The organism is uncultured Salinisphaera sp. (assembly GCF_964012375.1).
Taxonomy (GTDB): Bacteria; Pseudomonadota; Gammaproteobacteria; order Nevskiales; family Salinisphaeraceae; genus Salinisphaera.
This window is the reverse complement of record NZ_CAXGSH010000114.1, coordinates 1-10688: the sequence shown is the minus strand read 5'-3', so window position 1 is coordinate 10688 and position 10688 is coordinate 1. Positions and strand designations below refer to the sequence as shown.

Genomic DNA, 10688 nt, shown 5'->3' with positions numbered 1-10688 from the left:
TCCTATCGCAGCGAGATCTTCTACGTGAACGACGCCCAGAAAACGGCCGCCGAACAGTCCAAAAAAGCGCTACAGAACGACCCCGACGCGCCCTCGCCGATCGTGACGAAGATCGTGGCCGCCACCACGTTCTATCCGGCCGAGGAATACCATCAGGACTATTACAAGAAGAATTCCCTGCGCTACAAGTTCTATCGCAATTCCTGTCGCCGCGATGCGGTGCTCGAAAAACGCTGGGGCGAAGCCGCCGGCGGGCACAACTAGGACCCCACAGGGCATCTAACCGCGGCCGGCGGCGCAGGGCGTGCGACAATACGTCCATGCTCGACCGAATCCGCCGTCGCGCCGCAGCGGCGCGTGACAACGCACGCGATGCCCTGACCAACGGGCGAGACTGGCTGCGCAAGGACCCTGACCTCTACCAGGCCGAGCGCACGCCCTATCGCGTCATTCATCGCCTGGGACTGATGGCGGTCCGCTACTACCCGCCACTTGAGGACGACGAAATCCCGGTGGGCGACGGCGTCGAGCCGGTTGCCGAGCACGAGCACGCCATACCGGTCGTGCTCGTGCCGCCGCTGGCAGCCAGCACGCTCATCTTCGATCTGTTGCCGCAGCGCAGCCTGGTGCGCTATCTGCGCGCGCGCGGCTTTGCCGTCTACCTCATCGACTGGGGCGAGCCGGGCCGCGACGATGCCCATCTGGGCGTACGCGACTATGCCCTGCGCCTGCTGCCCGATGCCCTCACCGCGGTTCGCGCGCATAGCGGCAGCCCCGATGTATCGCTGCTTGCCTACTGCATGGGCGGGCTGTTCACCCTGATTTATGCCGGCACGGGCCGCGATTACGGTATTCGCAACATCGTGACCATCGCCAGCCCGATCGACATGCATGATGCGACCCTGGCCGCGCGTACGCTGCGCGCGCTCAATGGCCCGGCACGCCTGATTCGTCGCCATACCCGCTGGCGCGTCCACCAGATCGATCCGCGATTGATGCATGTGCCGGGCTGGCTCAACGGCATGGCGTTCAAGCTCACCAACCCCATCGGCAGCCTGACTACCTATCTGTCGCTGCTACGCGGGCTGGGCGATCGCGACTTCGTGGCCACCCATGCCACCTTCGGCCGCTGGATGGGCGATATGCTCGACTACCCCGGCACGCTGGTTCAGGATTTTCTGGTTACGCTCTGGATCGACAACGCCCTGGCCAGCGGCACCGTACGCCTGGGCGAGGTCGAATCCGATCTGGCGCGCATCGACTGCCCGCTGCTCGCCATCGCCGGCGAATCCGACCAGCTGGTCGGCGTGGCGAGCGTGCGCCGCATCATGGCCCTGGTCACCAGCGAAGACCGCCGCTTCGAGCTGGCGCCGGGCGGCCACGCCGGGGTGTTCGCCGGCAGCGAGGCGCCGACCCATACCTGGCGTATCGCCGCCGACTGGCTTGCCGTGCGTTCGGACTAGATACCATCTGACGCGTCGTGCCCGGCACGACGCGTGGAACGCGAACAGGCAGCCGCGAACAGCGCACCGCTGACGTTGTGCCACACCGAGAACACCGCCCCGGGCAACGCCGCAGCAGCCGAGAAATACTGCTGGGCGAGCGCGACCGCCAGCCCCGAATTCTGCATGCCGACCTCGATGGCCAGCGTACGGGCAATACGCCGGTCGCCGGTCAGCAGCCGCGCACAGCCATAGCCCGCCGTCAGACCAACGAGGTTGTGCAATACCACCGCAGCCAGCACCACCAGCCCCATGCGTGCGATGGAGTCGGCGTTGAGGGCAACGATGATCGCGATCACCACGGCAATCGCGATGGACGAGCCGAGCGCACACCAGCCGTCGCGCGAGCGCCAGCGGTCGCCGATCCATAGATTGAGCACCATGCCGGCCACCACCGGCACGATCACGATTTCGGCGATGCTGATCAGCATCGAGGCCACCGGCACCCCCAGCTGCGCGTCGGCATAGAGCCAGGTGAGCAAGGGCGTGGCCACGACCGAGACCAGGGTGGCGATACTGGTGAGCGTGATCGACAGCGCCACGTCGCCACCGGCCAGAAAACAGATGACGTTCGAGGCGGTGCCACCCGCCACGCTCCCGACGAGTATCAGGCCCAGCGCTAAAGGCGCATCGAGGCCCAGCACATTCGCGATGGCCCATGCCGCCAGCGGCATGAGCCCGAACTGCAGCACTACACCGAGCAACACCACCGGCCAGCGCGTGATCGCGCGCGAAAAATCGGCCGGCGTCAGGGTCAGCCCCATGCCGAACATGATGACGACCAGCAGCGGCACGATCGCCGGTTTGCCGGCCACGAACGCCGAGGGCGCCAGGTAAGCCATGACCGCGAGCACGCCGGCGACCAGCGGAAACACGGCCGCGATACGGGCAGGCGACGGGGCCGTCACGCCATGGCTCCAAGCAAATCGAAGCCGGCCTCGTCGAGCAGGGCCGCAGTCTCAAACAGGGGCAGGCCCATCACGCTGGAATAGCTGCCGTCGAGCCGGGCGATGAAGATCGCACCGCGGCCCTGAATCGCATAACCGCCGGCCTTGCCCATGGGTTCGCCGCTGGCGATATAGGCCGCGCGCTCGGCGGCCGTGGTTTCGCGCATCGTGACGGTGCTCGTGGAAATACGCGAAACACCGCGCCCACCAACGCAGAGTGCGACACCGCTGACCACCCGATGCGTGGTGCCGGCCAGCGACGCCAGCATCCACTCGGCGTCGGCGGCGTCGGCCGGCTTGCCATACAGCCGATCGCCGAGGGCAACGACGGTATCCGAGCCGAGCACGGCGTCTTCGCCATAGCGCTCGGCCAGCGCCTGCGCTTTGCCGCGGGCCAGACGTTCGGCCAGGGCTTCGGCGCTTTCGCCCGGCTGCGGCGTTTCGTCGATATCGGCGGCGATCGCCGTATGCGCGACGCCGAGCTGGTCGAGCAGCTTGGCGCGCTGGGGCGAGGCCGAGGCCAGAATCAATCGTCGGGTCATAGCGGTTTCACATAGCGGGCCGGTTCGTCGCTGGCCGCGAACTCGATGAAAGCATCGCGCATCAGCCGGCCGGCATCGATGGCCTGATGCCAGGCCGCGAGCCGCGCATCGTCGTTTCCGGCATAGCGGTAGAAATCCTTGCGATCGGGCACCTTGCGATCAACCAGCCGATCACGCAGCGCCGGGCCGGGACCGATGAGCAGCGTGTTGGCGGCATGGCGCGGGCGCCGCCAGGGCAGGCTCTTGTCGAACCAGCCGGGCACGAGGCGTTCGTCATAGTGCGGCATGAGCACGAGCGGGGCCGGTGCATCCGCGCCCAGCAGCGGCTGATCGATATGGTAGTCGACGATGCCGCCATCGCGATAAACCCCCGGCGGCGCGCCGGCCGGATCGACCACGCCGCGCATCACCAACGGCACGTTACCGCTGGCATAGACCGCGTCGCGCACGTTGGCCGCGTTGAGTTCGACGCTGTGGACACCGAGATGCGTATCGGCCCAGTGCAATCCGCCCGGTGTGCGCGAAAACACCACCCGCTCGAAGAACCACCGCAGGCTGTGGCGGGAGACTGCGTTGCCCAGCGCGCCGAGGCCCGAGCCGAACATCAATGCTGCCCGTGCTTCGCTACGGGTGAGCGCGCGCGAACGCACGGTCAGTACGTGCAGGCGAAAACGCGGGTGGCCGAGTATGCCGTCGCGTACCTCATCGGTGAGAAACGTATCGAGAATCGAGCGCACGGTGGCGCTGATCTCATCGCGATCCGGCTTGGCGCTATAGAACTGGTCCAGATAAGCGTTTTCAAGCCGTGCGATCGCCGCGGCCGGGTCGTGACTGTGGCAGGCGGCCGCGAAGCGCCAGGCGCCGATCGACGACCCCACCAGATCCACCGGCTGCGCGGCACCGTCGCGATGCAGCCAGTCGGAAAACAGATACTGATCCAGCGCCGAAAGAATGAGCCATTTCGGCCCGCCGGCCGCGCCGGCCATGGCTCCGATCTGGCCCGGGTTCAAGCCCTGCGTTTCCAGCACGGCACGCGCGCCATGCCCGGCACGCAGGGTCAGTACGTCGTGAAAATCCATCGGTCTTGTCTGGCGGTCGGTCGCCGCATTCTAACGGTCACCGGCGCTGTGCGCCGATGACCGCGCGACCTGCGGTCAATCAACCGTGATGATCTTCATGGCGTTGGTGCCACCCGGCCCGGTGAAATCCCCCTTGGTGACCAGCACCCGGTCGCCACTTTCCAGATCGCCGCGCGTGCGCAGACAGGCCACGGCTTCATCCACCGGCACCACGCCGTTGAGCTCGGAGGGCAAAAATGCCACCGGAAACACGTTTCGACACAGGGCCAGATAGCGCTCCGATGCCGGATACTGGGTCAGCGCAAAAATGGGGATATGCGTGTCCTGGCGCGACATCAGCAGGGCGGTCGTACCGGACTCGGTGAGCGCGATGATGGCATCGGCATGCATATGCCGCGCGGTATACATCGTGGCCATGGCAATGGCCTCGTCGGTACGCTGAAAATGTGCGGCCAGCCCGCTGGCCGGACGGTCGGCGGTGGCTTCGCGCTCTGCGCCGATACAGATTTTGGCCATCGCGGCCACCGTCTGGACCGGGTAGCGACCGACCGCGGTTTCTGCCGACAGCATGACGGCATCGGTGCCGTCGAGCGTGGCATTGGCCACATCCAGGACTTCGGCACGGGTGGGAATCGGGTTCTCGATCATCGATTCCATCATCTGGGTGGCGGTAATGACCAGTCGGTTCATTTCCCGCGCGGTCGCGATGATGCGCTTTTGTACGCCGGGCAGCTCGGGGTCGCCGATCTCTACCCCCAGATCACCGCGTGCGACCATCACCGCGTCGCTGGCCTGAATGATCTCGTCGAGTGCCGCAATCGCTTCCGCGCGCTCGATCTTGGCGCATAGGCGCGCTTTACCGCCTGCGGCTTCCAGGCGTTCGCGCGCCTCGTGCAGATCGGCCGCGCTGCGCACGAAGGACACGGCGAGATAGTCGACGTCCAGCTCGGCGGCAACGCGAATATCGTCGAAGTCCTTCTCCGTGAGTCCGCCCGCCGACAGCCCGCCGCCGCGCAGATTCACGCCCTTGCGCCCGGAGAGCTTGCCGCCGACCTCGACGGTGCACTGAATACGGTGATCGTCGACCGCGTCCACCGCCAGTGAAATCGCGCCGTCGTTGATCAACAGCTGGCTGCCGGCTTTGACGTCGGCCAGCAGCGGTTCGTAATGAATGGCCACCGCATCATGCGTGCCTGCATCCGAGGCCATGCGCGTATCCAGGGTGAATGCCTGGCCGGTTTCCAGCTCCACCGCGCCCTCCGCGAAGGATTCGATACGAATCTTCGGCCCCTGCAGGTCGGCGAGTACGGCCACCGGCAGTTGCAGCTCGGCGGCGGCTTCGCGCACGCGACGCACGCGCTCACGATGATCCTCGGCCTGGCCGTGGGAGAAGTTGATCCGTACGACGTTGACCCCCGCCGAGAGCAGCTTCGTGAGCACCTCCGGCGAATCCGACGCCGGGCCAAGGGTGGCAACAATTTTCGTTTTGCGTTTCATGCGTCGAACGCTAGCACAGCACCTGTATGGACCGCATGACAGCTTAGGAAAATCATGGTTTTAAGCTGCGCACCGCAGAACGCGATCGGTGCGTGCCCACAGGGTGCTCGTACCAAACCACCACAGGCCCTAGACTCGGGCGCCCATTCACCGCGGGGCCGCCCATGCTTTCGCCGATCGAACTGCTGCGCCGTATCGGCATCCTGCTGCTGCTCTGGGTCGCCGGGGTGTATATGCGCGCGCCGATTCTGATCGCCGCGCCGCTGGGCGAGCGTATTCGAAACGATCTCGTCTTTGGACAGACCGCGCTTGGCGCTCTCACCACGTTACCGGTATTCATGCTGGGCCTGGGCGCGCTGCCCGCGGCCTGGCTGATCGGCCGCTACGGGGCCCGTAATACGCTGCTCGCGGCTCTGCTGCTGACCGCGACCGCATCGATGCTGCGTGCCCTGGCACCGGATATCGCGATTCTGCTGGGGCTGACGGCCGCCATGGGCCTGGGTATCGCGGCCATGCAACCGGCCCTGCCGGCGCTGGTCGGACGCTGGTGCCCGTCGTTCGTCGCGCTCGGTGCGGCGATTTATATCAACGGCATGATGCTGGGCGAGTTCGTGGGCGCCGGCCTGACGCTGCCGGTGCTGCTGCCGGCCGTGGACGGCGACTGGCGGGCCGCCCTGTTCTGGTTCTCGCTGCCGGCCATCGTTTTGTGCCCGTTTTTGCTGGCGCCGCGCCTGCACGGTAGACGTTCGCCCGGGCGCATTCGCGGCCTACCGTCGTACAACGATGCGCTGCTCTGGCGTTTTGGCCTGCTGCTGGGCGCGACCGCGGCTACCTTCTTCGGCCTCAACGCCTATATGGGGGCACTGCTCGAACACAAGGGCCAGGGCGATCATCTGGCCACCATGCTGTTCGTGTTCAACCTTGCCCAGCTGGTGACCTCGCTTGCGCTGGTCCCCGCCGTTCGCCCGGTGCTGCGCATACCGCGGCTGCTGGCCATCACCTGTTGCGCGCATATCGTCGGCCTGCTTGCGCTGTTGCTCGCCGATGGGCGGGTCGTGCTCTACCCCGCCGCCGCGCTGCTAAGCCTGACCGCCGCCCTGCAACTGATCGTGCTCACGGCGTTGCCGCCCCTGCTGCGCGACGCCGACGCGGCCGGCGCGCTGGCTGCCGGGATGCTCGCGGTGGGCTATGTGCTGGGTTTCGTCGCACCGATCGCCGCCGGGGCTGCGGCCGATGCATGGGCCTCGCCCTACGCAGTGGTACTCGTCTTTCTGGCCTTTAACACGGCGATCCTGCCACTGGCCTGGACAACGCGTACCCGTATCGCCGCGGCACAACCGTCCGAGGGTTGAACGCGACCGCCCCACTGGGCTGGGCGGACATCCAATAGGACGGTTCTAGACGCGATCCACATCAGCGCCTGACCGTGTCGATGCAAAAAAAGCCCCGTCGAAACGGGGCTTGTAACAAACGGCGCAAAAGAGCTAGAACGTGGCCCAATCGCCGTCGTCGATATCGACATCATCCTTGACCGACGTCTGGCGCGCTGCAGGCGCGCTCGGCACCGCGGGCTTGACCGACGCGGGCGTCGGCGCGGCACTCGCGGCCGTCGCGGGCGCGGCCGTTATTGCCGTATTGACAGCGGGTACCGACGCGACGGTTTTGACATCCCCGCTGAGCAGGAAGAACGCGACCTGACGTTTGAGCGATTCGGCCTGTTCTTCCAGCGAGCGGCTGGCCGCAGCCGACTGTTCGACCAGCGACGCGTTCTGCTGGGTCATGCTGTCCATCTGCGAGACCGCGAGATTGACCTGCTCGATACCACTGGACTGTTCGCTGCTGGCGGCCGCGATCTCGGCAATGATGTCGCCGACCTTGTGTACGCTTTCGACAATGCCGTCGAGCGTCTTGCCGGACAGCGCCACCTGGGCCGAGCCATCGGCCACCTTCGCCGCACTGTCCTCGACCAGCGACTTGATGTCCTTGGCCGCGGCCGCGCTGCGGCTGGCCAGATTACGGACTTCCGAGGCCACGACCGCGAAACCGCGCCCCTGCTCGCCGGCCCGGGCTGCCTCGACGGATGCGTTGAGCGCAAGCAGGTTGGTCTGGAAGGCGATATCGTCGATCAAGCCGACGATCTCGCTGATCTTGCGACTCGAGGCATCGATTTCCTGCATCGCGGCCACCGCGCGGGCGACCACTTCACCGCCTTCGCTGGCCTGGGTGCGCACACCGCGGGCAAGCTGGTCGGCCTGCGCGGCGTTATCCGCGTTCTGCTTGACCGTGGAGGTCATCTGCTCCATCGAGGCCGCGGTTTCTTCGAGATTGGCGGCCTGTTCCTGGGTACGGCTGCTGAGTTCGTCGTTGCCCGAAGCGATCTGACCCGCCCCCACGCTGACCGATTCCGAGCCCTGGCGCACATTCGAAACGATCTCGGAGAGCTTGGCCTGCATGTTCTTCAGCCCGTCCAGCATCGAACCGAATTCGTCCTTGTAGGGGTTATGCACTGCGTTGGCGAGGCGCCCCTGGGCAATGGCGTCGACCAGCCCGCGTGCCTGATCCAGAGGCCGGGTGATCATGCGCGTGAGCAGCATCATGATGCCCAGCGTAAACAGCACCACCACGATCAGCGTCGCAATGATGATGTTGCGGCTGGTGGCCTGCGTCGCCTGGCCGTTGGCATAGAATTGACCGGCGCGCGCGGTCTGATAGGCCGCCAATTCATCCATATAGCCGATCAGGGCATCGAAGCTCGGCGCGACATCGACCGCATAGAGCGCCTGCGCTTCGTAGGTCTGGCCCGTTTGCATCGGTTCGGTAATGGTCTTTAGAACCGGCGCGAATTCCGCGAACTTGGCCGCGGCCTGGTCGGCCTTTGCCTTTTCTTCAGGCCCCGTGAGCAGCGCCGGATAATAGCCGTCCCACAGCTGCTTGACCTTTGCGATGTCGGCGTCGATGGACTGCGCCAGTTCCACACCGTCGTCGTTGAACAGCAACGCCTTCTGCACATCGGCGCGCATTTCGTTGAACGTATCGATTAGGCCGTTGACCTCGATCAGGCCTTTCATGTTCTTGGAATAGATCCGATCGGTGACCGCGGATACCTGGCCGTTGCTGTACAGCGCAAAGCCGCCCAGCGCCAACACCAGTAGGGTGATCACCCCAAAGCCCAGCCCCAGTTTCCCCTTCACACTTCTTTTCATTGCGATTACGCCTGTAATGTGCCGTTGGTCCCGCGATACATGGCGCTACGACAGTCGTACGAAACGCCATTGTCGGAAGATGTTTTTAAATTGCAGCCACAACGGCGCTGGCGCGATTGCATACGACTTCCCAGAGCACCAACGCGTTGACTGCTATCCCGGGGTACCTATCGGCGCTGTAGGGTCTGGCTTGAACCGCGTACGGCCTTTCCTGTCGGCGATCGAGGAAAATACGACTATTTGATTATTAATCCGACGCCAGGGCAGCCGACTGCGTGCGCTGTTTTAAACGCCATCGAACGAAACGCCGGCCTCTGTCCGTTGCTTCTTTCAAGGGCTTCCAACGGCTTCACGGCCGTTGGCGTGGCGCGCCTGCTTCGCACACGCGCGTGATCAACCCGAAACATCGTCTATATGAAGAATATTTTTCGGGGCCGGCTCGATAAGCATTCGGCCCGATAGGGGGCGGCACATAAGCATGCGTCCTACGCAGCGCGCATGGGAGAGCGATTGGCGTGCTAACCGCTGTAGGCGGCGGATTATTACTCCGGCACCAAAACAGCTGACTGCGTCGGCTGTTTTCAACGCCATCGAGAAATAAACGCCGGCCCATCTCCGTCTTTTATTTTGCATGGCTTCACGGCCGCTGGCCGTGGCGCGCGCTTTCGCCCACGCGTTATCAACCCGAAGAACAATCTATCTTCATGCCGGTTGATAGGGCCGGCTGATCGGCTCCGGCATGCCACACCTGCATGCAGCTCAGCGGCCGCTCTTGGGCACGCTTATATATCCGACATATAAGTCGTGCCCGGGTAGATAGACGCGTGGCGCTACTGTTCCGTCAGCATCGCGCGCAGACGCGACACGGCCTGGCTGTGCAGCTGGCAGACCCGCGATTCGCTGACCCCGAGCACAACGCCGATTTCCTTGAGGTTGAGATCTTCCTGGTAGTAGAGACCAAGCAGCAGCTTTTCGCGCTCGGGCAGCTCGTCGATCGCTTCGGCCAGCTGCTCGCGGTCGCCGAACGCCAGCAGTGCGTCGAGCGGGTTCGTGGAGGTATCGACATCGGCCGAGACCACCGAGGCGGCGGTTTCTTCCGTACCGCTTTCCTCGAACACTTCAATGAAGCCGTTGTTCACGTCGTGCAGCAGTCGATGATATTCCTCGATCGGCATGTCGAGCTCTTCGGCAATCTCGCGATCGGTAGCATGGCGACCATGCCGATGCTCGAGCCGCTGGATCGCCCGGTCGACGTCGCGGCTGGCCCGGCGCACGCTGCGCGGCAACCAGTCGCGGCTGCGCAGCTCGTCGATCATCGTGCCCTTCACACGCTGCGAGGCGTAGGTCGCGAATGAGGCGCCCTGCGAGGCATCGAAGCGGTTGAAGGCATCCAGCAGACCCACCATGCCGGCCTGGATCAGGTCGTCGAGCTCGACGCTCGACGGCAGACGCACCTGCAACGACAACGCATGCCGCCTGACCAGCGGCAGGTATTGTTCCACCGCCTGGGACCGATCGATCTTGCCTTGAGCCGTATACATAGGTGATGCGCCTGAATGGTCAACCGCTGGCTACGCGTGGCACGTCCAGCGCGGTTGGTTTTTCGATGCAGGCAATACTAGGCGCTGGCAACAGATAGCGATTGGCGAATTAAGCGCAGGTTTCGGCCCCTTCTCGGCGAATAGCGTTATCGCGGCGGCCCCGAAGAACGCCTCACGGCCATCGGACAAAACCGCTGCCAGGGATTAAAGATTAACAGCGACGCGACGATATGTACCCCAGCGGCGATTTGCGGCCGCCACCGGCAAGCCGCCGCCTTCAACATAACGTACAAGGGAAACCGCCATGTCATTCGTGATCAACACCAACACGCTGTCGCTGACCGCCCAGCAGAACCTCAACTCTTCGCAGAAGACCC

General features: G+C 64.7%; 9 protein-coding genes. 3 read left to right on the top strand and 6 right to left on the bottom strand.

Features of this window, described 5'->3' with window-relative positions:
- Both ABNU97_RS15750 and ABNU97_RS15745 read left to right on the top strand, forming a co-directional pair.
- On the top strand, positions 1-264 hold a 264-nt coding region (locus tag ABNU97_RS15750; RefSeq protein WP_348767626.1), incomplete at its 5' end, for a peptide-methionine (S)-S-oxide reductase.
- 56 nt (positions 265-320) lie between these two features.
- A complete protein-coding gene (locus ABNU97_RS15745) occupies positions 321-1463 on the top strand; it encodes an alpha/beta fold hydrolase (protein WP_348767625.1) in 1143 nt (380 codons plus the stop codon).
- Here the strand turns inward: ABNU97_RS15745 and ABNU97_RS15740 are convergent.
- The 4 genes from ABNU97_RS15740 to pyk all read right to left on the bottom strand — a co-directional run bounded on the left by ABNU97_RS15740 (position 1460) and on the right by pyk (position 5567).
- The gene (locus ABNU97_RS15740) at positions 1460-2410 is read right to left on the bottom strand and encodes a bile acid:sodium symporter family protein (RefSeq protein WP_348767624.1); all 951 of its coding nucleotides are present in this window, start codon (positions 2408-2410) and stop codon (positions 1460-1462) included. The genes ABNU97_RS15745 and ABNU97_RS15740 overlap by 4 nt on opposite strands.
- Positions 2407-2991 carry a Maf family protein gene (locus tag ABNU97_RS15735; RefSeq protein ID WP_348767623.1) on the bottom strand — a complete coding sequence of 195 codons (585 nt, stop codon included), beginning with the start codon at positions 2989-2991 and terminating at the stop codon, positions 2407-2409. The genes ABNU97_RS15740 and ABNU97_RS15735 overlap by 4 nt, the downstream gene beginning before the upstream one ends.
- Positions 2988-4070: a patatin-like phospholipase family protein gene (locus ABNU97_RS15730; protein ID WP_348767622.1), complete on the bottom strand. Its 1083-nt coding sequence runs from the start codon at positions 4068-4070 to the stop codon at positions 2988-2990. The genes ABNU97_RS15735 and ABNU97_RS15730 overlap by 4 nt, the downstream gene beginning before the upstream one ends.
- Before the next feature lie 75 nt (positions 4071-4145).
- Positions 4146-5567 (bottom strand): pyruvate kinase, encoded by a 1422-nt coding sequence (gene pyk, locus ABNU97_RS15725; protein WP_348767621.1) that lies wholly within the window; start codon positions 5565-5567, stop codon positions 4146-4148.
- A 164-nt stretch (positions 5568-5731) separates the two neighbouring features.
- On the opposite strand from pyk, the gene ABNU97_RS15720 reads away from it, so the two are divergent.
- Entirely contained in the window at positions 5732-6919 is a 1188-nt protein-coding gene (locus tag ABNU97_RS15720; RefSeq protein WP_348767620.1) for an MFS transporter, read from the top strand.
- A 132-nt stretch (positions 6920-7051) separates the two neighbouring features.
- Here the strand turns inward: ABNU97_RS15720 and ABNU97_RS15715 are convergent, their stop codons facing one another.
- Positions 7052-8770 carry a methyl-accepting chemotaxis protein gene (locus ABNU97_RS15715; protein ID WP_348767619.1) on the bottom strand — a complete coding sequence of 573 codons (1719 nt, stop codon included), beginning with the start codon at positions 8768-8770 and terminating at the stop codon, positions 7052-7054.
- Between the two features lie 830 nt (positions 8771-9600).
- A complete protein-coding gene (locus ABNU97_RS15710; protein ID WP_348767618.1) occupies positions 9601-10311 on the bottom strand; it encodes an RNA polymerase sigma factor FliA in 711 nt (236 codons plus the stop codon).
- Between the last annotated feature and the right edge of the window lie 377 nt (positions 10312-10688).